Source organism: Curtobacterium sp. PhB115, assembly GCF_003752025.1.
Lineage (GTDB): Bacteria > Actinomycetota > Actinomycetes > Actinomycetales > Microbacteriaceae > Curtobacterium.
The window spans coordinates 884,020-905,804 of sequence record NZ_RJKR01000005.1 but is presented as its reverse complement, the minus strand read 5'-3'; the positions used below and the strand labels follow the sequence as shown (position 1 = coordinate 905,804).

The following is a 21,785-nucleotide window of genomic DNA, read 5'->3' as shown; positions in this document are numbered from 1 at the left end:
CCGTGCGTGTTCTCGTGGTCGACGACGAAGTCCCGCTGGCCGACCTCGTCGCGAAGGGGCTGACCCGGCAGGACATGGCCGTCGACGTCGCCTACCGCGGCGACACCGCCGACGAACTGCTCAGCGTGAACGACTACGACGTCGTCGTGCTCGACCGGGACGTCCCGGGGCTGCACGGCGACGAGGTCGCCCGACGGCTCGCGGCTCGCGGCAGCCTCACCCGCATCCTCATGCTCACCGCGGCGACGACCCTCACCGACCGGGTGAACGGGCTCGAACTCGGCGCCGACGACTACCTGTCGAAGCCGTTCGAGTACCCGGAGCTCGTCGCGCGGGTGCGGGCACTCGGCCGCCGCTGCGTCGCCCCCGTCGCGCCGGTGCTCGAACGGGCCGGCCTGGTGCTCGACACGAACCGTCGCATGGTGACACGGGACGGCCGGCCGCTCGACCTGACCTCGAAGGAGCTCGGGGTGCTCGAGACGCTGCTCCGGGCGGACGGGCGCGTCGTCTCGGCCGAGGAACTGCTCGAGAAGGTCTGGGACATGAACATCGACCCGTTCACCGCTGCCGTGCGGGTGACGATGTCGAAGCTCCGGAAGAAGCTCGGTGAACCGGACCCGATCCGCACCGTGCCCGGGCAGGGCTACGCGTTGTGAGGCGACTCCCCGCCCGGCGCACCTGGAGCATCCGGACCCGGACCGCACTCGTCTTCGCGCTCGCGGCGATGGCGCTCGCGACCGGCGTGGTCGTCTTCGCCAACACCATGTCGCTCGCCGACCTCGGGCAGGCGTTCGACCGGACCGCGGCGCGTCCGGACATCTCGGTGTCGCCGGGCCCGAGCGCCGCACCCACGGGTGGGCCGGCGGACTCCCTCCCGCACGGCGCCCAGCCCTCGGTCATCCGGCTGGTGGCGGTCGTGCAGTGGCAGTGGTCGGCCGTCGGGATCGCCGGCGCTGGGGCGCTCGCTGGTGCGCTCGGCTGGTTCGTCAGCCGCCGGATGCTCCGGCCGATCGACCGCATCACCGCCACGGCCACACGCATCTCCGCGTCGAACCTGCACGAGCGGATCGCGCTCACCGGTCCCGACGACGAACTCCGGCGGCTGTCCCGGACCGTCGACGAGCTGCTCGACCGGCTCGAGACCGCGTTCGAGAGCCAGCGGCGTTTCGTCGCCCAGGCATCGCACGAGCTCCGCACCCCACTGGCCGTCCAGCGCGCCGCCGTCCAGATCGGGTTGCACGACGATGCCCTGCCGGACGAGGTCGCGGCTGTCCGGGCACAGCTCCTCGACCAGAACCGCCGCACCGAGCACCTGGTCGAGTCCCTGCTCGACCTCGCCGAGGCCGACCGGGGCATCGGCGACCGCGCAGCGGACGTCGAGCTCGGCGCGCTCGCCGACGAGGTGACCACCGGGGTCGCCGGGGCCGCCCGTGCGGCGGGCGTGACGGTCGTGCACACGCGATCCGGGCCTCCAGGCCGTCCCGCCACAGTCGTCCGGGGTGAGCCGACCCTGGTCCGGCAGCTCCTCGTGAACCTGGTCGGCAACGCGCTCGACCACAACGAGCGGGGCGGGTTCGTCCGGGTGACGACCGCCGTCGACGGAGTGCTCGTCGAGAACTCCGGTGCGCGGGTGCCCCCGGACGTGGCGCCGCTCCTCGTCGAGCCCTTCCGGCGCTGTCCGGACGGCGCTCCGGGCCGGCACAACGGCCTCGGGCTGTCCATCGTCGCGTCGATCGTGCAGGCGCACGGCTGGGCGCTGACGATCGACGCACGGGACGCGGGCGGGCTCCGTGTCCACGTGGACGTTTCGCCGACGTAACCCCGGCGGTACGAGGGGCGAAACACCGGTTCCGCTGTGCTGGTCACATGACACAGACCACACGATCCCGGCGGGCGGCCCTGGCGGCCGTCGTCCTCGCCTGTTCCCTCTCCTTCGGGCTCACAGCCTGCTCCGGTCCCTCGGAGGCCGACACCGTCGCCGAGACGGCCAACGGCGTCGGCGCGAAGTACGGCGCGTGCATGCGCGATGCCGGGTTCGACATCCAGGACCCCGACGATGCCGCGCTCGAGTCGGGTGCCGTCCAGGCACCCGCCGACGCCGACCAGGACGCCTTCCAGAAGGCGATGAGGGCGTGCCGGAAGGCGGCGGGCGTGCAGGGCTCGAGCAACGCCGACCAGCAGAAGTGGGCGCGCGAGACCGCGAAGGTCGCGAGCTGCATCCGCGACAACGGCTACCCGGACTTCCCCGAGCAGAAGCCGGGGATGCTCGACGCCCTCGGGTACGAGCGCGGCCGCGAACCCGGCTTCGAGAAGGCGCTCCGGTCCTGCACCGAGGAGTTCGCGCCGGACACCCAGACGCAGGAGCTCGGCCGATGACCGCCCGTCGCTCCGGCATCGCGGTCCTGGCTGCCGTCGTGCTGCTGCCAGGGCTGCTGGTCGGGTGTTCGGGCGGGTCGCCGGACGGGACCGCGTCCCGGTCCGCCGGGGCCGAAGCGAAGGGGGCTTCGCTCGCCGAGTGCATGCGTGACAAGGGGTACGAGATGGCCGACCCGACGGCCGGTGGCAGCGGGATGCAGTTCTCCGTGCCCGACGGCGTCGACCCGGCGCAGTACCAGGACGACATGAAGACCTGTCTCGAGAAGGTCGGCGGACGCGCGGGTGCCGGGACGGCGGAGCAGGTCGAGGGTGCAGCGGAGGACGCCGAGGAGCTGGCGAAGTGCATCCGAGCGAACGGCTTCGAGGACTACCCCGACGACCCCGACGCGGTGGCGGACTTCCGGCCGGACGATGAGCAGGCGTACGACGAGGTGTCGAAGCAGTGCGGTGAAAAGGTGTACGGCAAGGGCTCGATGGCGGAGGAGAAGTGACCACGACCACGCGCAAGTCGGCGTTCATCGTGACCTTGAGCCTCGTCGCCCTGCTGGTCGCGGGTGGGGCCACCTGGGCACTCGTCGGACTCCAGGCACCGCCGTCGGCATCGGCCACGGACACCGTCCGCCACCACGGACCCACGACGACCATCACGAAGGGCGACCTGACCGACTCGAAGGTATTCGCCGGCGCACTCGGGTACGGGGCGACGGTCGGTGTCCCCGGTGCGGCACCCGGCACGATCACCTGGTTGCCCGAGCCCGGGCAGGTCATCGAGCGCGACGGCATCCTGTACGCGGTCGACGAGCGCGCCGTCCGTGCCATGTGGGGGACCGTGCCGCTCTGGCGCGACCTGGAGCGCGGCATCGACGGGACCGACGTGCAGCAGCTCAACACGAACCTCGCGGCCCTCGGCTACGACCTCGCCGTGGACGACACGTTCGGCCCGCGGACCGAGCGTGCCGTCAAGGCGTGGCAGCACGACCGTGGACAGAAGGAGACCGGGGTGCTCACCGCGGCGGACATCGCGTTCGTCGACGGCGCCGTCCGGGTGGGCTCGGTGACCGGGAAGCTGGGGCAGGCAGCCTCGGGCGGTGAGGGCGGCGACGTGCTCCAGGTCACCAGCACCAAGCGCATCGTCACGGCGACCGTGTCGCAACGCGAGTCCGAGCGGCTTGCCGTCGGGACGAAGGTCGACGTCCGGGTGAACGGTGCCGGTGCAGCGATGCGCGGCGAGGTCACCGACGTGCAGCCGAGTGCCGGCGACGACGCGGACGGGAAGGTCGACGTCTCGGTGTCGTTCGACCCGGGCTCGCGGAAGCTCCCCACCGCCGCCTCGGCGCAGCTCGATGCGAAGGGCTCGACCGAGAAGGGCGTGCTCTCCGTCCCGGTGTCGGCCCTCGTCGCCGGGACGGGCGGGGAGTACGCGGTCGACGTGGTGCGGAAGGACGGCACCACCGACCGGGTCCCGGTCAGGCCGGGGTTCATCGCGGACGGTCGGGTCGCGATCACCGGGGACGTGTCCGAGGGCGACGAGGTCGTGGTGCCGGCATGACGGGCACGGCGCGTCCGGTCGGCGCAGCGCTGGCACTCCGCGACGTCCGGAAGACCTACGGCGACGTCGGGGCGCTCCGCGGGGTGTCGCTCGACGTCGCCCGCGGGGAACTCGTCGCCGTCGTCGGGCCCTCCGGTTCCGGCAAGTCCACGATGCTCAACATCGTCGGCACCCTCGATCGGCCGACGTCCGGCACCGTGACGATCGCCGGCAACGACGTCGACACGATGTCCGACGACGCCCTGTCGCTGCTGCGCGCGGACCACATCGGCTTCGTGTTCCAGCACTTCCACCTGCAGGCCGGTGCGACCGCCGCGGAGAACGTCGCGGACGGGCTGCTCTACGCCGGGGTCGGACGTCGGGACCGGCACCGGCGGGCGGTCGACGCCCTGGACCGCGTCGGCCTGAGCCACCGCGTCGACCACCGGCCGAACCAGCTGTCCGGTGGTGAGAAGCAGCGCGTCGCGATCGCCCGGGCCCTGGTCGGGGACCCGACGATCCTGCTGGCCGACGAACCCACCGGAGCGCTCGACACGGCGTCCGGGGGCGCGATCCTCGACCTGCTGCGCGCGCTGAACGGCGGCGGCACCACGGTGCTCGTCATCACGCACGACCTCGAGCTCGCCGCGTCGCTGCCCCGGCAGGTGCGGATGCGCGACGGACGGGTGGAGGCGGACTCCGGCGGCGCTCGCCGCGCGGGCGCCGCCGGAGCCGGCGCTGCTGCCGCGGCGCCGGCCGACGCCGCGTCGCTCGCCGCCGCGATCCGGGGTGCCCGGTGAGCGCGGGCAGTGCTCGGCGTCGGCTCCGGTCCGCGGTCACCCCCGCCGACCTGCTCCGCCTCGGGCTGTTCGGGCTCCGGACCCGCCCGACCCGCGTGGTGCTCTCCGCGCTCGGCATCGCCATCGGCATCGCGGCGATGATCGCGGTCGTCGGCATCTCGTCGTCGAGCAAGGCGCAGCTCGACCAGGTCCTCGACGCACTCGGCACCAACGTGCTCACGGCGACGCAGGCGCAGGGGTTCGGCGAGACGCCGCCGCTGCCGGAGACGGCGCTGGAGTCGGTGCTCCGGCAGGACGACGTCCAGGCCGCGGCGGCGGTGGGGACCATCGAGGACGCCGCCGTCTACCGCAACGGGTACGTCCCGGCGCCGGAGACGAAGGGCATCGGCGTGCTGGCCGCGTGGGGCGAGGTCCCGACGGTCCTCGGCGGGGCGCTGGCGTCCGGACGGTGGATCGACGACGCACCGGGAGCGCCGGCGCAGGTCGTCCTCGGTGCCGACGCCGCGACGGCCCTCGGGATCGATGCCGTCGGGCCGGACACCCGGGTCTGGATCGGTGCGCAGTGGGTGCAGGTGGTCGGGATCCTCGAGCCGATCCAGCTCGCGGAGGACCTCGACAACCAGGTGTTCGTCCCGCGTGACCTCGCCCGCACGCTCGGCTTCACCGGAGCCCCGACCGCCGTCTACACACGGGTCGACCCGGACCACGTGGAGCGGGCGCGCGATGTGCTGGCGGCTGCGATCCGCCCGGGGGCAGCGCAGGACGTCGGGGTCACGAGGCCCTCCGACGCGCTCGCCGCCAAGAACGCGACGGACGACTCGTTCACCGGGCTGCTCGTCGGCATCGGCGGGGTGGCGCTCCTGGTCGGGGGCATCGGGGTGGCGAACACGATGGTGATCACCGTGCTCGAACGGCGGGCCGAGGTCGGGGTCCGTCGAGCGCTCGGCGCCAGGCGGCGGAACATCCGTGACCAGTTCCTGGTGGAGTCGCTCCTGCTCTCGTTCCTCGGCGGCGTGGCCGGCGTCGCGCTCGGGGTCGGGGTGACGACGGTCTACGCGCTCGGACAGGGATGGCCGGTCGCGATCCCGCTCTGGGCCGTCGCCGGAGGGCTCGGTGCCACGGTGTTCATCGGGGGCGTGTCCGGCCTCTACCCGGCAGCACGCGCGGCGCGGATCCCGCCGACGTCCGCCCTGGCGGCCGTCTGACGGCGTGTGGTGGTGGCGACCGCCTGGAGGCGGGGGGGGGGGGGGGGGGGGGGGGCGCCCCCCCCCCGCGCCTCCAGGCCGTCACGTCCCCACCGGCCGACCGGGGGTGCAGATCATGCCTGGTCATGACCAGCTCGTCAAGCATTCGGCATGTTCTGTTCGACATCCGTGATCCCCCGGAAACATGCGGATCGAACCTGTCCACAGGGACCGATCCAACGGTTGACAACCCGGCTCCGAGGGTCTTCACTTGCGAATACGCAACGTCCTTTCATAAAGGTCGGACAAAGGGAGTCAACGTGACACGCACGCGTTTCGCCGCACTCGGTGCGCTCGCCCTCGCAGGCGCGCTCGCCCTCACCGGGTGCTCCGCAGGAAGCAACGGCGCTTCCGACGGCGGCACGAAGTCCATCGGCACACCGGATGGCAAGGGCAAGACCATCACCGTCTGGATGATGAACGGGGACCTCAGTGACAAGGTCCTCGACGCAGCCCAGGAGCAGTTCACCGCGGACACCGGGGCGAAGGTGAAGATCCAGACCCAGCAGTGGGACGGGATCACCACCAAGCTCACCACGGCGCTCGCCCAGGACGACGCCCCCGACGTCGTCGACCTCGGCAACACGCAGGTGCCGGTCTACGCGGCGGCGGGTGGTCTCATGGACCTCACGCCGTACCGCGACGAGCTCAAGGACGGCCAGACCTGGCTCACCGGGCTCGAGGGGCCGGCCACGGTCGACGACAAGCTCTACGGGGCACCGCTCTTCGCGGGCAACCGGGCCGTCGTCTACAACAAGAAGGTCTGGGCGGACGCCGGCGTCACCGACGTGCCGACCACCTACGACGAGCTCACCGCGGACCTCGACAAGGTCAAGGCCGCGAACTCGGCGAGCGACTTCTCCGCCTTCTACATGCCCGGCCAGTACTGGTACGGCGGGCTGCAGTGGGTCTGGGACGCCGGCGGCGAGATCGCCACGGACAAGGGCGGCAAGTGGACCGGCACGCTCGACTCCGCCGACGCGGTCAAGGGCCTGACGGCGTGGAAGGAGTTCCAGAACGACTACTCCGCCACCTCGACGCAGGACATCAACACCGACAAGCCCTCGCAGAGCGACGTCTTCGCGCAGGGCAACACCTCGGCGTTCCTCGGCTCGGCGTGGGAGATCGGCTCGATCACCACGGCGAAGCCCGCTCTGGCCGACCAGATCGGGACGTTCCCGATGCCCTCGCAGACCGACGGCGGGACGCAGCCGGTGTTCCTCGGCGGCTCCGACCTCGGGATCCCGGCGAAGGCCGCCAACCAGGAACTCGCGCTGTACTACCTGAAGATCCTGACCTCGAAGGAGTTCCAGCAGAAGCAGGTCTTCGGCGTGGACGGGTGGGAGCCGAACTCCACCGAGCTGCTCGACGCCGTCGCCGGCGACGTGGACACCCTGCACAAGCCGTACTTCGAGGCAGCTGGCACCAGCCGACCGACCCCGGCGACCCCGGGGTGGGCGACCATCGAGGGTGACGCCTCGTTCCAGTCGATGTTCGCCGACGTCGCGACCGGCCGGAAGTCGCCGGAGCAGGCGGCCGAGGGCTTCTCGAAGCACCTCACGACCGCGCTGAACGCGCAGCCGTAGTCGATGACCGCCACTGCAGAGCAGGTGACCGGTTCGGAGCAGTCCGAGCCGGTCACCGGCGGGCGTGGGGCCGGCCGTCTCCGTCGCGGACGCTCGGCCGGACCCGGACCGGGCGGGACCACGGGGCGGCCAGACGCGGGCGGTCGCGGCGGCCGTCGCCGCTCGGCCACGGGGTCGCGGGCACCGCTCGTCCTGCTGGCCCCGGCGGCGCTCCTGCTGCTCGCCCTGGTCGTCTACCCGCTCGTCCGACTCGTCGTCATCTCGTTCCAGGACTACGGGCTCCGGGCGATCTTCACCGGTCAGGCCGGGTTCGCCGGACTGACGAACTACACGAACGTCCTGACCGACGCGTCGTTCTGGCCCGTCATCCTGCGCACCGTGCTCGTCACCGGCGCGATGGTGCTCGGCACGATCGTCATCGGGATGGGCGTCGCCCAGCTGCTCACCCGGCTCGGCGTGGCCATGCGCACGATCGTCAGCGTCGTGCTCGTGCTGGCCTGGGCGATGCCGAACGTGGCGTCGAGCCTCGTCTGGCAGTGGCTCTTCCAGCCGTTCTACGGTGTGCTCAACTGGCTCATCACGCAGCTGCGGGTGTTCGGCGACCACACCCAGGACAACTGGGCGTCGCACCCGGGGCAGGCGTACACGATCGTGCTCACGCTCGTGATCTGGCAGGCCGTGCCGTTCGTCGCCCTGACCCTGTACGCGGCGCAGTCGCAGATCGCACCGGAGTACTACGAGGCCGGGGCGCTCGACGGCGCCTCGACGTGGACGATGTACCGGGCGATCACGCTGCCGGCCCTGGCGCCGACGCTGCTCCTGGTGTCGATCCTGTCGGTGATCTGGGACTTCAACGTCTTCAACCAGATCTGGCTGCTCACCCGTGGTGGTCCGGAGGAGGCCACCCTGACGCTCGGCATCTGGACCTTCGTCAAGTCGTTCGTCTCGAACGCCTACGGCCAGGGTGCGGCGATCGCGGTCATCTCGACGGCGATCCTCGGGGTGCTCACCAGCTACTACATCCGCCGGCTCGTCCGCAGCGGTGAGGAGGACCTGTGACCGTCTCGAACGCAGCACCCGGTGCGGGCGTCGCGCCGGCCCCCGTGCCCGCGCGATCGCGGAAGCGCAAGCCGCGCGTGCTGGCGAACACCATCGCCGTCGTGTTCTGCCTGGTGTGGGTGTTCCCGATCTACTGGATGGTGAACACCGCCTTCAAGCCGGCGGACGAGGTCACCACGATGACCCCGATCTGGGCGCCGCTGCACCCGACGTTCGACAACTTCACCAGGGCACTGACGCAAGAGGGCTTCCTGGTCTACCTGCGGAACTCCACGATCGTCGTGGTGGCCGCGGTGCTGCTGTCGATCGTGGTCGGGTTCCTGGCGTCCGCGGCGCTGTCGCGGTTCCGGTTCCGCGGGCGGCGGGCGATCCTGGTCGGCATCCTGTTCGTGCAGATGATCCCGTCCGGGGCACTGCTCATCCCGCTGTTCCTGTCGTTCCAGACCCTCGGTCTGCTCAACAGCTACGTCGGGCTGATCCTGGCGTACGTCGCGAGCGTGCTGCCGTTCTCGATCTGGGTGATGCGCGGGTTCTTCGTGGCCGTGCCCGTCGAGATCGAAGAGGCAGCGAAGGTCGACGGAGCCGGCACCTTCCGGATCCTGTGGAGCGTGCTCTTCCCGCTCGTGATGCCCGGGGTCATCGCCACGAGCGTCTTCGCGTTCATCGCGGCGTGGAACGACTACCTGATCGCGTACGTGATGCTCAAGGACCAGGGGATGTACACGCTGCCGGTGTGGCTCGCCGGGTTCTCGACGAACAAGGGCACGGACTTCGGTGGGCTGATGGCGGCGAGCGTGCTGTTCTCGATCCCCGTCGTGGTCTTCTTCCTGATCGTGCAGCGCCGACTCGTCAGCGGCATGACGGCAGGGGCCGTCAAGGGCTGACCGCCGACCCGAACGCCCCGGCCCGCCCCGCGCGGACCGGGGCGCCGTCATGCCCCCGGGGGCGGGGCGCCTCGACGGGGGAGCACCTTCGCACGTGTTGGTTCCGCTGCGGAAGTGTTGCGTTTGTGTGGGTTTCGGGCTTATGGTTCCTGAAACCCACGGGAACGAAGGAGTTCGGGCATGTACGCAACCGAGCGGCACGAGGCCATCGCAGCAGCACTGCAGGACGCCGGCCGCGTCTCCGTCGCCGGTCTCGCCGAGCACTTCGACGTCACGACCGAGACCGTCCGCCGCGACCTCGACGCCCTCGAGTCCGCCGGGGTCCTGCGCCGCGTGCACGGGGGCGCGGTGCCCATCGGCCGCTCGAGCGTCGTCGAGCTCTCCGTCGCCGAGCGCGAGGGACAGCACGGCACCGCGAAGTCCGCCATCGCCCGGGCCGCGATGCGCCTGGTCCCGCCGACCTTCACCGGCTCGATCGCCCTCGACGCCGGCACGACCTGCGCCGCGGTCGCCACCGAGCTCGCACACTGGCGCCCCGAGGTCGAGGGCGCGACGATCACCGTCATCACCAACTCGGTGCCGATCGCCGCGACCCTGCAGCACAGCGCGGACATCGAGCTGCACCTGCTCGGCGGCCGGGTCCGCGGGGTCACGAGCGCCGCGGTCGGCACGGCCACCGTCGAGCAGATCGGCGCACTCCGCCCCGACATCGCCTTCATCGGGACGAACGGCCTGTCCGCCGGCTTCGGTTTGAGCACACCCGACGAGTACGAGGCCGCCGTGAAGGGTGCGTACGTCCTGGCCGCCCGCCGGTCCGTCGTGCTCGCCGACGCCGCCAAGCACGGGCTCGAGGCCCTCATGCGCTTCGCCCGGCTCGAGGAGATCGACACCGTCGTCACCGACCAGGCACCGCCGGCCGACCTCGCCGGGGCCCTCGCCGACGCGGACGTCGAGGTGGTCGTCGCATGAGCACCAGCACGGACGTCAGCACCCGCATCGTCACCGTCACCCCGAACCCGAGCCTCGACCGCACGATCGAGCTCGCCGGCGAGCTGCAGCGCGGAGCCGTCCAGCGCGCCACCCGCTCGACCGCCGAGCCCGGCGGCAAAGGCGTCAACGTGTCCCGGGTCGTCGTCGCGAGCGGCGGGGACACGATCGCCGTCCTGCCCGGCGACGAGCTCGACCCGGTGCTGCTCGGCCTCGCGACCCGCGGGATCCCGACCGCCGCACTGCCGATCGGTGCACCGCTCCGGTCGAACGTCACCGTCACCGAGCCGACCGGCACCACGACGAAGCTCAACGAGCCCGGTCCCTCGCTCGCGGGCCGCCTGGACGACCTCGCTGCCCTGGTCGCCGACACCGCCGCGGCGACCGCCACCGGCCCCGCCGCGCGGTGGGTGGTCTTCGCCGGCTCACTCCCGCCCGGCCTGCCCGACGACGCGCTCGCCGTGCTCGTCCGCGCCGTCCGCGAGCGGCACGGCGACGCCGTCCGGATCGCCGTCGACTCGTCCGGCGTGCCCTTCACCGCGCTGCTGCAGTCCGGTGAGCGCATCGACCTGGTGAAGCCGAACGCCGAGGAACTCGCCGAGGTCGTCGGCGGCGACCCCGACACCTACGAACAGGACCTCGATGCCGCCGCGGCGGGAGCGCAACGCCTGCGCGACCGGAACGTCGGAGCCGTCCTGCTGACCCTCGGCAGCGCCGGTGCCGTCCTGGTCACCGACGAGGGCGCCTTCGCTGCCGCAGCACCCCGGATCGTCGCCCGCTCGACCGTCGGCGCGGGGGACTCGTCGCTCGCCGGGTACCTGCTCGCCGAGGTCGCCGGGGCGTCGCCCGAGGAGCGCCTCGCCCAGGCGGTCGCCACCGGTGCCGCGGCCGCCGCCCTGCCGGGCAGCGACGTCCCCGCCCTCGACCACACCGACCCGACGGCGATCACCGTCCGGGTGCTGTCCACGGAGCCGGCGCCCGAACACGCCTGACCCCGCGCCCGCCCCGCCCCGCCCCGAAGGCCACGAAGGCCCAGAAGCCCGAAGCCCCCTCCCCGAACACCAGCACGACCCCGCGCGACCAGCGCCACTGCAAAGGAGCAAGCACATGTCCGCAGACTCGAGTCCGCGCCTCATCAGCGCACAGCTCGTCGGCCTCGACGAGGACCTCGGAGCCACGTCGACCGACGTCATCCGGGTGCTCGCCGACCGCGTCGCCGCTTCCGGCCGCGCCGCCGACGGAGCAGCACTGGCCGCCGACGCCATCAAGCGCGAGGCAAGCGTCGGCACCGGCGTCCCCGGTGGCATCGCGATCCCGCACGCGCGTTCGTCGTCGGTCGCCGAGCCCACCCTGGCGTTCTCGCGGCTCGCCCGGAAGGTGCCGTTCGGCGCCCCGGACGGCGACGCCGACATCGTGTTCATGATCGCCGTGCCCGAGGGGGCGGACAAGGACCACCTCACGGTGCTGTCGACCCTGGCTCGCGCGCTCATCCGCGAGGACTTCACCGCCGCACTCCGCGCCGCCACCACCCCGGACGAGATCGTCCAGCTCGTCGATCACGAGGTGAGCGGTGAAGTGGCCGAAGCCTGTGTCGGGAAGGCGAGCAGCGCCTCCAGTCCGACGGCCGCGACCGCGAGCGCGAGCGCGAGCGCGAGCGCCGCGACGGGCGCGACCGCCGCGACCGACCGCAAGGTCTTCGTCGGCGTCACCGCCTGCCCGACCGGCATCGCGCACACCTACATGGCGGCCGACGCCCTCGTCGCCGCGGCACAGCGCGCCGGCGCCGAGATGCACGTCGAGACGCAGGGGTCCTCGCAGGTCGAGCCCCTCGACCCGGCCCTGATCGCCCGCGCCGACGCCGTCGTGTTCGCGGTCGACGTCGACGTCCGTGACCGTGGCCGCTTCGCCGGCAAGCCCCTCGTGTCCGGCCCGGTCAAGCGCGGTGTCGACGAGCCCGACAAGATGATCGCCGAGGCCATCCGCGCCTCGGACGACCCGAACGCCGCACGCGTGCAGGGTGGTGCCGCCACGACCGAGACGAACACGAAGAACGAGCACTTCGGTCAGTCACTCAAGCGCTGGCTGCTCACCGGCGTCAGCTACATGATCCCGTTCGTCGCCGGCGGCGGGCTGCTCATCGCACTCGGCTTCCTGCTCGCCGGGTACGGCATCGCGCTGCAGCACGGTGACTCCGGCCAGAACAACGCCGTGTTCACGCTGACGAACTACACGCTGCTGAACCTGCCGCCGCAGGGCCTCGGCTACTACCTCGGCGCAGCCGCGTTCCAGATCGGCGGGATCTCGCTCGGCTTCCTGGTCGCAGCGCTCGCCGGGTACATCGCCTACGCCATGGCCGACCGCCCCGGCATCGCGCCGGGCTTCGTCGCCGGCTCGGTCGCCGTGTTCATGAACGCCGGGTTCCTCGGCGGTCTGGTCGGTGGCCTCATCGCCGGTGCCGCCGCGTACTGGATCGGGCGCATCCCGGTCTGGCGTTGGCTGCGCGGCCTGATGCCCGTCGTCATCATCCCGCTGTTCGCGTCGATCATCGCTTCTGGGCTGCTGCTCCTGGTGCTCGGCGGCCCGATCGCCTGGCTGATGACCCAGCTGACCGAGTTCCTCAACTCGCTGTCCGGTGCCTCCGCGATCCTGCTCGGCATCATCCTCGGCCTGATGATGGCGTTCGACCTCGGCGGCCCGGTGAACAAGGTGGCGTACGCGTTCGCCGTCGCCGGCCTCGGTGCCGGGACCGCCACCAACGTCGTGCCGTTCGAGATCATGGCAGCCGTGATGGCAGCCGGCATGGTGCCGCCGCTCGCCCTGGCGCTCGCGTCGACCGTCCTGTACCGCAAGGGCTTCACGAAGCCCGAGCGGGAGAACGGCAAGGCCGCCTGGCTGCTCGGGGCGTCCTTCATCTCCGAGGGGGCGATCCCGTTCGCCGCGGCCGATCCGCTGCGCGTCATCCCGGCGTCGATGGTCGGAGCCGCGGTCACGGGTGCGATCTCGATGGCTGCCGGTGTGACCTCACGGGCGCCGCACGGTGGGATCTTCGTGTTCTTCGCCATCGGGGACGTCGCGATGTTCATCGTCGCGATCCTGGCCGGCACCGTGGTGTCCGCGCTGGTGCTCGTGGCGCTGAAGAAGTGGGTGCGTCGGACTCCGGCGGCGGACGCCGCCGCCGGCGACGAGGCCGCCGTGGCGGGGGAGACGGTGGGGCAGCGCGCGCCCGTCGCCGTGTAGTCGACGTCACCACAGGATGGACGGAAGGCCCGGTGCCAGCTGGCACCGGGCCTCCCGTCCGCTCGTGGTCGCGACGCACCGCCGGCCGCACGTCGAGCGGTCACGTCCCGTCGCTGGCGTGGCGCCCAAAAGACGAGACGTGACCGCGCGGCGGCACTGAGCGGGGTGTCGTGACCACGCGAGAAGCAGCCCGCCACCTACTCCGCGATGTTCGCCGTGATCGCGTCGATGTACGCGGCACGGTCCTCGCGGGAGTGCGGCCGCCCCGGGACGCCAGGCCGCTGCTCCCACGGGAAGGGGCCGGCCTCGTGCCGGTACTCGATGCCCATCGCCTCGAGCCGCGCGGTGTGCTCCGCCAGACGCCCCCGGAACTCCGCGAGGTCGCGCGGTCCCGTGACGTCCGCCGACCAGAGCGCCTCGGCCAGGGCGGCGACGCGCGGGAACAGCTGGTAGTCGAGCTTCCGGGCGGTGTCGACGTGCTCCGTCCACATGTTGCCCTGCCCGCCGATCACGTGGGCGCGCTCGGCGTCGGTCAGGCCGGACGGCACCGGGTCGAACGCGAAGACGTCGTCGACCGTCAGGACGATCGACACCGGGATCGGCTCGGTCGCCAGGTCGCTCTGCCGGTAGTCCAGGTAGACCTGGTCGTCGGGCGAGGAGATGACGTCGTGCCCGCGCTTCGCCGCCGTCCGGGCACCGGTGAGCCCGCGCCAGGAGAGCACCGTCGCCGAGCGGTCGAGCGTGCCGCCCTCGAGGATCTCGTCCCAGCCGAACGCCCGACGGCCGTGCGAGGCGACGTGCGCCGCGAGCTGCCCGATGATCCAGGCCTGCAGCTGCTCTTCGTCCTCGAGCCCGAGGGAACGGATGCGCTCCTGCGTGCGGGGGTCGGTCTCCCACTGGACCTTGGGGCACTCGTCGCCGCCGATGCCGATGTACCCGGACGGGAACAGCGCGATGACCTCGTCGAGGACGTCCTTGAAGAAGTCGATCGTGGCGTCGTCGGCGTTCAGGACGTCGTCGGCGATGCCCCACTCCGTCCAGACCTCGACCGGGGTTTCCGGGTGGACGCCGAGTTCCGGGTAGGCAGCCAGCGCAGCACGGACGTGTCCGGGCGTCTCGATCTCCGGCACGACGGTGACGAACCGGTCCGCCGCGTAGGCCACGATCTCGCGGATGTCGTCCTGCGTGTAGTACCCGCCGTGCGGGCGGCCGTCGAACGCTGCGGGGTGCAGGACGCCGTCGGCATCGGGGACGTGCGCGCCGACCTGGGACTCGCGCCGCCACGACCCGATCTCGGTCAGGCGCGGGTACTTCAGGATCTCGATGCGCCAGCCCTGGTCCTCGGTGAGGTGGAAGTGCAGCCGGTTGATGCGGTGCGCGGCGAGCTGGTCGACGACCCGCATGACCTCGTGCTTCGTGCGGAAGTGCCGGGCGACGTCGAGCATGACGCCGCGCCAGGCGAAGGCCGGGGCGTCCTCGACGGCGGTGGCCGGCACGGACCACGGGCCGGAGCCGACACGGCCGTGGCGGTGCACGTCGGCGGGCAGGAGCTGGAGGAGTGCCTGGACGCCGTAGAAGACTCCGGCGGCCGAACCGCCGGCGATGTCGATGCCGTCGGTGGTGACCGTCAGGCGGAAGGACTCGGTGCGGTCGTCCCCGGGGCCGGCGGGGAGGGACTCGTCGTCGACCACCCGGAGCGAGACGGTGCCGGGCTCCACACTGGCGGACTCCGACTCCGCCGCGTCCCGCACCGGCAGCCCCGTCGACCCCCGCAGGGTCTGCTGCAGGTACAGTCGGACCGACTCGCTGGCCGCATCGGCGGCGATCCGGGTCGCGGGGACGATCTCGAAGGCGCCGGTGCCCGGACGGGCACTGCGCGGACGCGGGATGAGCATGTCGGACTCCACCATTCCTCAATGATCTTTCGTAATATGGAGGCTATGGCCGTGGACGAGACCGTGTCAACGCTCCCGAGCACCGTGATCGGCACGACTCCGGGCGTGCTCCGACTCATCAACTCACGGGCGATCCTCGACGAACTCCTGCGCGACGACGTCTCCCGCACGGTCACCGAGCTCAGTCGCATCGTCGGACTCTCCCGCCCCACGGTCGAGGCCGCGCTCGCCGACCTGGTCGACGAGGGCTGGGTCACCGAGGCCGAGGCGATCGCCACCCCGAACAAGGCCGGCCGCCGAGCCAAACGGTTCCGCGCCGACGCGTCCGCCGGGTCCGTGCTCGGCGTCGACCTCGGGCTGCACGGGATCGTGGGGGTGCGCTCGGACCTGCGCGGCGTCACGCTCGCCCGGGTCGAGGAACGGTACGCCGACCTCGCCGACGCCGAGCAGGCGTGGGCGAGCGTGCAGGACGTCGTCCGCCGGCTGACGTCCTCCGGCGACGGCGGGACCGTGCTCGCCGCGACCTTCGGCGTGCCGGCCGTGGTCGACCGTGACGGCGCCATCGACTACACCGTCGCCGTGCCGGAGTGGGTCGAACGCCGGGTCCCCGGACGCATCCAGGACCTCTTCCCCGGCACCGCGACGTTCTTCGACAACGACGCGAAGCTCGCCGCGACGGCCGAGGCCATGTGGGGGCGCTTCCGGGGCGTCCAGGACGGCCTGTACCTGGTGATGGGTCGCCAGATCGGCGCGGCCTACGTCATCGACGGGGCACTGGCGCGCGGGGCGCGCGGGGCGGCTGGTGAGATGGGCGGCCTGGCATCGACCGGCTGGCCCGGTGCGCCAGCCCGCCTGGAGGCCCGGATCGCCTCCGACACGGACCTCGAGTCCGTCTTCGCGGCGGCCGGGGCCGCGGCCGGGTCCGCCCCGGAGGGCGCGCCTGCGTCTGCAGCGACGTCGGCCGCGGTCGACGTCGTGCGGGCGTTCGCGGAGGACGTGGCCCCCGGGGTCGTGCAGCTCATCACCACGATCGACCCCGAGGTCGTCGTGGTCGGCGGCGAGGTCCTGCCCGCGGCTGCGGTGTTCGCCGCCGCGCTCGCCGAGGTCGTGACGCCACAGCTCCGGCACCCCGTCGAGATCGTCCCGTCCACCGTCGGTCGCGACGCCGTCGCCCGCGGAGCCCTCGCGCGATCACTGACGCACGTGCGGACCGCACACATGGGACTCGGCTGACACCCAGGTCCCGCGCCGGGTCCTGACAGGGCACTCAGGGATGCTGGGGGCATGACGACTGCCGTGGCTGCGCCTGCCCACACCATGACCGTCGCCGCCGGCGACTCCGCTGCTCCCTCCGACATGGGCGGGCTCTCCGGACTCGTCCTCCAGCTCATCGACGCGTTGGGGGAGTGGGGCGTCGCCCTGATGCTCTTCGTCGAGACGGTGTTCCCGCCGATCCCGTCCGAGGTGATCCTGCCGCTCGCCGGGTTCCTCGCCGGTGCCGGTCGGATGAACCTCGTGCTGGTCCTCGTGCTCGCCACGCTCGGCTCCTACGCCGGAGCGCTGGTGCTCTACTGGCTCGGCGCGGTGATCGGCTTCGAGCGCACCACCCGGTGGCTCGGCAAGCTGCCCCTGGTCGACGAGGACGACTTCCGCAAGGCCGCCGACTGGTTCCACCGGCACGGTCGGAGCGCGGTGTTCTTCGGTCGGTTCGTGCCGATCGTGCGCAGCCTCATCTCGCTGCCAGCGGGGGCGGACCGGATGAACCTCTGGTCGTTCTCGCTCTTCACGATCATCGCGAGCGGCATCTGGAACAGTGCGCTCGTGCTGCTCGGAGCCGCGTTCGGCACGCAGTACGAGCAGGTCGAGGCGTACACGGAGTGGATCGACCGCGTGCTCTACGTCGCGATCGCCGTCGTCGTGGTGACCTTCGTCGTGCGGCGCATCCGGCGGGGATCGGCGGGGGCGCGCGGCTCACGGGGTGCACGGGGCGCTTCGGACGGGCGCGGTCGCCGCCGCGCCGAACCCGCCGAGGACTGACCCGCCCCGGTCACGCCTTCGTCAGCGCCGACTCCTTGTGCGCGGCGCGCTTGCCGCTCTTCTCGGACTCGACGATCCAGTACGGATCGTCGTCCGTCGGCTTGAAGTTCTGCCCGTCGAACTCGAAGTCGCTCGTCCGCTTCTGCACGAGCTTGCCGGTCGTCTTCCCCTGCGAGGTGTTCCAGTGCACCTCGTCGCCCTTCGACAGTGCCATCGCTGTCCTCCTTGCGTGATCGCTCACCTTGTCGGACCACGGACAGTACCCTGATGCATCCGCATAAACACAGGGAAGTAGCCCGATCACGATGCCATAACAACCGCGCGAAAACGGGGTGGGACGCGTACCGTTTGCGGTGAGCCGACACGCCATCAGGGGCGTCGACCACCCGGCTCCGAACGGAACGACGGACACCATGACCCTGCTGGACAGCGCGCGGGCGGAGACGGTCCTCGCGGCCCGCTACCGGCTCGTGAAGCTCATCGGCACCGGTGGCATGGGGTCCGTGTACGAGGCCCGCGACGAGCACACCTACCGTGCCGTCGCCGTGAAGCTCTTCGCGACGCCGGACAAGATGACGACCGCCGACCGGGTGCGTCAGGAGCGCGAGATCCGGCTCCTCAGCATGCTGTCCCACCCGGGGCTCATCCCGCTCTACGACGCCGGCACCCACGACTTCCCCGACGGGCCGCACCGGTTCATCGTGATGGAGCTCATCGCCGACACGACCCTGCTCCGGCGGCTGTCCGAGGGGGCGCTGCACAACTACGAGGTGGCCGACCTCGGGGCCCAGCTCGCCGACGCGCTCGCGTACGTGCACTCCCGCGGGATCGTGCACCGGGACGTCAAGCCCGCCAACATCCTGATCAGCGACGAGGGCTCGTCCGGCTTCGCCCGCACCGTCAAGCTCACCGACTTCGGCGTCGCGCACTTCGTCGACGGCTCACGCCTGACGAACGACGGCACCATCATCGGGACGGCCGCGTACCTGAGCCCGGAGCAGGTCGCCGGGGAGCCGATCAGCTTCGCCACCGACGTGTACTCGCTCGGCCTGGTGCTGCTCGAGTCACTGACGGGCAAGCAGGAGTACTCGGGCACGCTCATCGAGGCCGCACTCGCCCGGCTGCGACACGACCCGGTGATCCCGGACGACGTCGCGACCGAGTGGCGGGACCTGCTCAGCCGGATGACCGCCCGTGACCCGGAGCGCCGCCCGACCGCGGTGGCGATCGCGAGCGCGCTGCGCGGTGGCTCCACACAGATCACCGGTCCGGTGCCGCTCGGCCCGGAGCGCGTCAAGCACCAGCGCGACCACCGACTGCACCGCGCTGCCCACCGGCACGCGAAGCGCGGGACGTTCTCGGCCGTGCGGCGGTGGCGTCGGCGGAACGTGCTCGTCGGCTCGTTCGCGGCGTTCGGCGTGCTCGTCGCCTGCGGCTCCGCCTACGTCGCCGGCATGCTGCACTGACGGTGCCCACGCTCCGTTCGTCCGTGGACACTGGCAGGATGGACAGCATGACCGACCAGCGCTGGATCAAGATCTGCGGCCTGTCGACGCCCGACACCGTGGACGCCGCCATCGACGCGGGCGCCGATGCGGTCGGGTTCGTCTTCGCCGCAGGCAGCCCCCGCACCGTGACGGCCGACCTCGCAAAGGAACTCGTCGAGCGGGTGCCCGACGGCATCGACGCCGTCGGGGTCTTCCGCGACCAGAAGATCGACGAGATCGTCGGCATCGCGTCCGAGGTCGGACTCACCACCCTGCAGCTCCACGGTGGCGAGTCCCCGACGGACTTCGCCCGTGCGCGCGACGCCGGGTTCTTCACCATCCGGGCCGTCGCTGCGGAGGACTACCTGCGCGAGACCCCGGAGCAGCGTGCGTCGTTCGACCACGACCTGCTCCTGCTCGACGCCGCCGTCCCCGGCAGCGGCCGACTCATCGACGCCGCCTCGATCGAGGGCAAGGTCGACGAGGCCTGGATCCTCGCGGGTGGGCTCACCCCCGCGAACGTCGTCGCTGCAGTCGAGGCGCTCGACCCGGACGGTGTCGACGTCTCGAGCGGCGTCGAGTCGGAGCGCGGCGTCAAGGACCCGGCGAAGATCCGCGCCTTCGTCGAGGCCGTCCGCAGCCTGGGCTGACCCCAGCGCGGGGACGCCGGCTCAGCGCAGGGTCGGGATGAGCTCGGTGAGGAACACGTCGGTGTCCTCCCAGCCCGCGACCGCGTGGCAGGGGACGCCGAGCGCCTTGACCGGGTAGTCGTTGCCCTCGGGGTCGAGCCGGTCGCCGACGAAGAGCATGTCGTCGAGGTCGATGCCGGTGATCTCGGCCAACCGCTGCATGCCGTACGCCTTGTCGATGCCCTTGCGGGTGATGTCGACGCTGGTGGAGCCGCCGGACCGGACCTCGAGGTCGGGGAGCTCGGCCTGGACGACACGGCGCAGGTGGTCCTTCTTCGCGCCGGTCGGGTCCCACTGCTTCTTCACCGCGACCGGAGCGGCCTGACCGAGGGCCGAGAACGTGATCTGCGACCCGCGGTCCTCGAGGATGGCGCCCCAGGTCTCGGACTCCCAGTACCCGGCCGCCTTCGCCTGGGCCTCGACCGCAGCGAGGGCTCGGGCCTTCTGCTCGTCGGTGAGGTCCTCGGCGTACTGCAGTGCCCAGTCGTCCCCGGCCCAGCGGTAGTACCGCGTGCCGCAGGTCGGCAGGAGGTGCAGGTCGTCGAGCGTGAGCCCGGCACGGTGCCGCAGGGGGGTGACGAGCTGCTGCTCGAACTGCTCGAAGTTGCCGCCGGAGATGACCGCGACCGGCACGACCTCGAGCAGGGACGCGAACGTCTCGAGCATGCGGGGGTCGAGTGCGGACTTCGACGGGGCGAGGGTGTCGTCCAGGTCGAAGGCGACGAGTCGGGGCGTGGTCATGTCCAAGATCCTGCCAGAGCCGTCCGACCACCTGCCGGGTGCGATGCGCACCGCGCCCGAGGGCTGCGCGATGTCTGCGGTGTCACGCTCGGTGGGTCGCCGGCACCCGGTCGCGGTCGTACGTGATGTCCGTGTACCCGTGGGGTGCAGGGTTGCCGTCCTCGTCGAGGTTCACGAACACGACCTCGTCGATGGTGAGGATGCTGCGGTGGGTGAAGAGGTTCCGCGCTTCGGCCCGCATCGTCAGCGAGCTCCGCCCGAAGCGGGTCGCAACGAGGCCGATCTCGACGATGTCGCCCTCCTTCGCCGAGGACACGAACTCGATCTCGGACATGTACTTCGTGACGACCTTGCCGTTGCCGAGCTGGATGATCGCGTAGACCGCGGCCTCCTCGTCGATCCAGCGGAGCAGGCTGCCGCCGAACAGGGTGCCGTTGGCGTTGAGGTCCTCGGGGCGGACCCACTTGCGGGTGTAGAAGTTCATCTCGGGCTGCATGTCACTACATACTAGCGGCCGCGCCCCCACCGGGACGCGGCCGCGTGCTGCTGCGAGGACTACTCCTTGACGAGGACGACCTCGTCGAGGGGGATGCGCGTGCGCGGGGCGACCTCGCGCTCGGCGGCCTTGTCGTCGAGCTGCGACGGGTGCGCGACGGTGCCGATCGCGGTCACGGTGTACGGCAGGAAGCGCTCGGGCAGGTCGAACGCGGCGCGGAGGCCCGCGGCGTCGATCCCGGCCATCTGGTGCACGTGCAGGCCCTCGGCGTGCGCCTGGACGGTGAGGGCGGAGAGCGACTGGCCGAGGTCGTACTGCGCGAACGCACGCTCCTCGCCGTCCTCGGTCACGGTCTCGAGGACGCCGACGACGAGGGCGCTCGCGCGGAAGGCCCACGCGGCGTTGAAGCCGAGCAGGTTCTCGTTGATCTTCCGGAAGGTCTCGGTGCCACGACGGCCGGCGATGAAGCGGCGGGGCTGGAAGTTCATCGCGGAGGGGGCCCAGCGCGCGGCCTCGAGGACGGCGTCGAACTGCGCGTCCGAGATCGTGGCGGTCTCGTCGTAGGAGCGGGGGCTCCAACGCTCCTCGAGCAGGGGAACGAGGGGCTGGCTGGAGTCGGTGGACCGGGTGAGGGTGTCGGCGTTCGTCGAGGTCATGGTGCGCTCAACGCTATTCGATGCAAACGCATTTCCGACCTGAGTGACGTCACATGCCGCCGCGGGGGAGTGCGAGGATGGGA

22 protein-coding genes are annotated in these 21,785 nt (G+C 71.7%); 17 read left to right on the top strand and 5 right to left on the bottom strand.

Going from position 1 to position 21,785, the window contains the following annotated elements; genetic code table 11:
- Positions 1-2: 2 nt before the first annotated feature.
- The 13 genes from EDF19_RS04515 to EDF19_RS04455 all read left to right on the top strand — a co-directional run bounded on the left by EDF19_RS04515 (position 3) and on the right by EDF19_RS04455 (position 13,701).
- Positions 3-656, top strand: a complete 654-nt coding sequence (locus EDF19_RS04515; protein WP_123679685.1) for a response regulator transcription factor — start codon at positions 3-5, stop codon at positions 654-656.
- Positions 653-1,819, top strand: coding sequence for a HAMP domain-containing sensor histidine kinase (locus tag EDF19_RS04510; protein WP_123679684.1), 1,167 nt, complete (start codon positions 653-655; stop codon positions 1,817-1,819). Before EDF19_RS04515 ends, EDF19_RS04510 begins: the two co-directional genes overlap by 4 nt.
- A gap of 47 nt (positions 1,820-1,866) precedes the next feature.
- Complete coding sequence (locus tag EDF19_RS04505; protein ID WP_123679683.1) at positions 1,867-2,376, top strand: hypothetical protein; 510 nt, start codon at positions 1,867-1,869, stop codon at positions 2,374-2,376.
- Positions 2,373-2,867, top strand: coding sequence for a hypothetical protein (locus EDF19_RS04500; protein WP_123679682.1), 495 nt, complete (start codon positions 2,373-2,375; stop codon positions 2,865-2,867). The genes EDF19_RS04505 and EDF19_RS04500 overlap by 4 nt, the downstream gene beginning before the upstream one ends.
- Positions 2,864-3,925 (top strand): peptidoglycan-binding protein, encoded by a 1,062-nt coding sequence (locus EDF19_RS04495; RefSeq protein WP_123679681.1) that lies wholly within the window; start codon positions 2,864-2,866, stop codon positions 3,923-3,925. Before EDF19_RS04500 ends, EDF19_RS04495 begins: the two co-directional genes overlap by 4 nt.
- Positions 3,922-4,704 (top strand): ABC transporter ATP-binding protein, encoded by a 783-nt coding sequence (locus EDF19_RS04490; protein ID WP_123679680.1) that lies wholly within the window; start codon positions 3,922-3,924, stop codon positions 4,702-4,704. Before EDF19_RS04495 ends, EDF19_RS04490 begins: the two co-directional genes overlap by 4 nt.
- Positions 4,701-5,909, top strand: a complete 1,209-nt coding sequence (locus EDF19_RS04485) for an ABC transporter permease (protein ID WP_123679679.1) — start codon at positions 4,701-4,703, stop codon at positions 5,907-5,909. The genes EDF19_RS04490 and EDF19_RS04485 overlap by 4 nt, the downstream gene beginning before the upstream one ends.
- Before the next feature lie 299 nt (positions 5,910-6,208).
- Entirely contained in the window at positions 6,209-7,534 is a 1,326-nt protein-coding gene (locus EDF19_RS04480) for a sugar ABC transporter substrate-binding protein (RefSeq protein WP_221180614.1), read from the top strand.
- A 3-nt stretch (positions 7,535-7,537) separates the two neighbouring features.
- The gene (locus tag EDF19_RS04475; RefSeq protein WP_123679677.1) at positions 7,538-8,593 is read left to right on the top strand and encodes a carbohydrate ABC transporter permease; all 1,056 of its coding nucleotides are present in this window, start codon (positions 7,538-7,540) and stop codon (positions 8,591-8,593) included.
- On the top strand, positions 8,590-9,477 hold the full coding sequence (locus tag EDF19_RS04470) for a carbohydrate ABC transporter permease (protein WP_260216920.1): 888 nt from the start codon (positions 8,590-8,592) through the stop codon (positions 9,475-9,477). The genes EDF19_RS04475 and EDF19_RS04470 overlap by 4 nt, the downstream gene beginning before the upstream one ends.
- A 180-nt stretch (positions 9,478-9,657) precedes the next feature.
- The gene (locus tag EDF19_RS04465; RefSeq protein ID WP_123679676.1) at positions 9,658-10,446 is read left to right on the top strand and encodes a DeoR/GlpR family DNA-binding transcription regulator; all 789 of its coding nucleotides are present in this window, start codon (positions 9,658-9,660) and stop codon (positions 10,444-10,446) included.
- Entirely contained in the window at positions 10,443-11,456 is a 1,014-nt protein-coding gene (locus EDF19_RS04460) for a 1-phosphofructokinase family hexose kinase (RefSeq protein ID WP_123679675.1), read from the top strand. The genes EDF19_RS04465 and EDF19_RS04460 overlap by 4 nt, the downstream gene beginning before the upstream one ends.
- A 115-nt stretch (positions 11,457-11,571) precedes the next feature.
- Positions 11,572-13,701 carry a fructose-specific PTS transporter subunit EIIC gene (locus tag EDF19_RS04455; RefSeq protein WP_123679674.1) on the top strand — a complete coding sequence of 710 codons (2,130 nt, stop codon included), beginning with the start codon at positions 11,572-11,574 and terminating at the stop codon, positions 13,699-13,701.
- A gap of 197 nt (positions 13,702-13,898) precedes the next feature.
- Here EDF19_RS04455 and EDF19_RS04450 read toward each other — a convergent pair whose 3' ends face one another.
- Positions 13,899-15,611 carry a beta-N-acetylhexosaminidase gene (locus tag EDF19_RS04450; protein ID WP_123679673.1) on the bottom strand — a complete coding sequence of 571 codons (1,713 nt, stop codon included), beginning with the start codon at positions 15,609-15,611 and terminating at the stop codon, positions 13,899-13,901.
- 36 nt (positions 15,612-15,647) lie between these two features.
- Between EDF19_RS04450 and EDF19_RS04445 the strand changes: the two genes are divergently transcribed.
- Complete coding sequence (locus EDF19_RS04445) at positions 15,648-16,829, top strand: ROK family transcriptional regulator (protein ID WP_185022668.1); 1,182 nt, start codon at positions 15,648-15,650, stop codon at positions 16,827-16,829.
- 51 nt (positions 16,830-16,880) lie between these two features.
- Entirely contained in the window at positions 16,881-17,633 is a 753-nt protein-coding gene (locus EDF19_RS04440) for a DedA family protein (protein WP_260216919.1), read from the top strand.
- A gap of 10 nt (positions 17,634-17,643) precedes the next feature.
- Here EDF19_RS04440 and EDF19_RS04435 read toward each other — a convergent pair whose 3' ends face one another.
- Entirely contained in the window at positions 17,644-17,847 is a 204-nt protein-coding gene (locus tag EDF19_RS04435) for a DUF2945 domain-containing protein (RefSeq protein ID WP_123679670.1), read from the bottom strand.
- A 199-nt stretch (positions 17,848-18,046) separates the two neighbouring features.
- Here EDF19_RS04435 and EDF19_RS04430 point away from each other — a divergent pair, with 199 nt between their 5' ends.
- The gene (locus EDF19_RS04430; protein WP_123679669.1) at positions 18,047-19,099 is read left to right on the top strand and encodes a serine/threonine-protein kinase; all 1,053 of its coding nucleotides are present in this window, start codon (positions 18,047-18,049) and stop codon (positions 19,097-19,099) included.
- Positions 19,100-19,146: 47 nt separating this feature from the next.
- Positions 19,147-19,770: a phosphoribosylanthranilate isomerase gene (locus EDF19_RS04425; RefSeq protein WP_123679668.1), complete on the top strand. Its 624-nt coding sequence runs from the start codon at positions 19,147-19,149 to the stop codon at positions 19,768-19,770.
- Positions 19,771-19,791: 21 nt separating this feature from the next.
- Here the strand turns inward: EDF19_RS04425 and EDF19_RS04420 are convergent, their stop codons facing one another.
- The 3 genes from EDF19_RS04420 to EDF19_RS04410 all read right to left on the bottom strand — a co-directional run bounded on the left by EDF19_RS04420 (position 19,792) and on the right by EDF19_RS04410 (position 21,702).
- On the bottom strand, positions 19,792-20,550 hold the full coding sequence (locus EDF19_RS04420; protein ID WP_123679667.1) for an HAD-IIB family hydrolase: 759 nt from the start codon (positions 20,548-20,550) through the stop codon (positions 19,792-19,794).
- Positions 20,551-20,632: 82 nt separating this feature from the next.
- Entirely contained in the window at positions 20,633-21,046 is a 414-nt protein-coding gene (locus EDF19_RS04415) for an acyl-CoA thioesterase (protein WP_123679666.1), read from the bottom strand.
- Positions 21,047-21,105: 59 nt separating this feature from the next.
- Positions 21,106-21,702, bottom strand: coding sequence for a nitroreductase family protein (locus EDF19_RS04410; protein ID WP_123679665.1), 597 nt, complete (start codon positions 21,700-21,702; stop codon positions 21,106-21,108).
- Positions 21,703-21,785: the final 83 nt, after the last annotated feature.

Excerpts from the sequence above, each read along its gene's own strand:
- EDF19_RS04440 (WP_260216919.1), top strand. The coding sequence starts at position 16,881 with ATGACGACTGCCGTGGCTGCGCCTGCCCACACCATGACCGTCGCCGCC.
- EDF19_RS04430 (WP_123679669.1), top strand. The coding sequence starts at position 18,047 with ATGACCCTGCTGGACAGCGCGCGGGCGGAGACGGTCCTCGCGGCCCGC.
- EDF19_RS04455 (WP_123679674.1), top strand. The coding sequence starts at position 11,572 with ATGTCCGCAGACTCGAGTCCGCGCCTCATCAGCGCACAGCTCGTCGGC.
- EDF19_RS04505 (WP_123679683.1), top strand. The coding sequence starts at position 1,867 with ATGACACAGACCACACGATCCCGGCGGGCGGCCCTGGCGGCCGTCGTC.
- EDF19_RS04475 (WP_123679677.1), top strand. The coding sequence starts at position 7,538 with ATGACCGCCACTGCAGAGCAGGTGACCGGTTCGGAGCAGTCCGAGCCG.
- EDF19_RS04425 (WP_123679668.1), top strand. The coding sequence starts at position 19,147 with ATGACCGACCAGCGCTGGATCAAGATCTGCGGCCTGTCGACGCCCGAC.
- EDF19_RS04500 (WP_123679682.1), top strand. The coding sequence starts at position 2,373 with ATGACCGCCCGTCGCTCCGGCATCGCGGTCCTGGCTGCCGTCGTGCTG.
- EDF19_RS04490 (WP_123679680.1), top strand. The coding sequence starts at position 3,922 with ATGACGGGCACGGCGCGTCCGGTCGGCGCAGCGCTGGCACTCCGCGAC.
- EDF19_RS04420 (WP_123679667.1), bottom strand. The coding sequence starts at position 20,550 with ATGACCACGCCCCGACTCGTCGCCTTCGACCTGGACGACACCCTCGCC.
- EDF19_RS04465 (WP_123679676.1), top strand. The coding sequence starts at position 9,658 with ATGTACGCAACCGAGCGGCACGAGGCCATCGCAGCAGCACTGCAGGAC.
- EDF19_RS04460 (WP_123679675.1), top strand. The coding sequence starts at position 10,443 with ATGAGCACCAGCACGGACGTCAGCACCCGCATCGTCACCGTCACCCCG.
- EDF19_RS04415 (WP_123679666.1), bottom strand. The coding sequence starts at position 21,046 with ATGCAGCCCGAGATGAACTTCTACACCCGCAAGTGGGTCCGCCCCGAG.
- EDF19_RS04450 (WP_123679673.1), bottom strand. The coding sequence starts at position 15,611 with ATGGTGGAGTCCGACATGCTCATCCCGCGTCCGCGCAGTGCCCGTCCG.
- EDF19_RS04410 (WP_123679665.1), bottom strand. The coding sequence starts at position 21,702 with ATGACCTCGACGAACGCCGACACCCTCACCCGGTCCACCGACTCCAGC.
- EDF19_RS04435 (WP_123679670.1), bottom strand. The coding sequence starts at position 17,847 with ATGGCACTGTCGAAGGGCGACGAGGTGCACTGGAACACCTCGCAGGGG.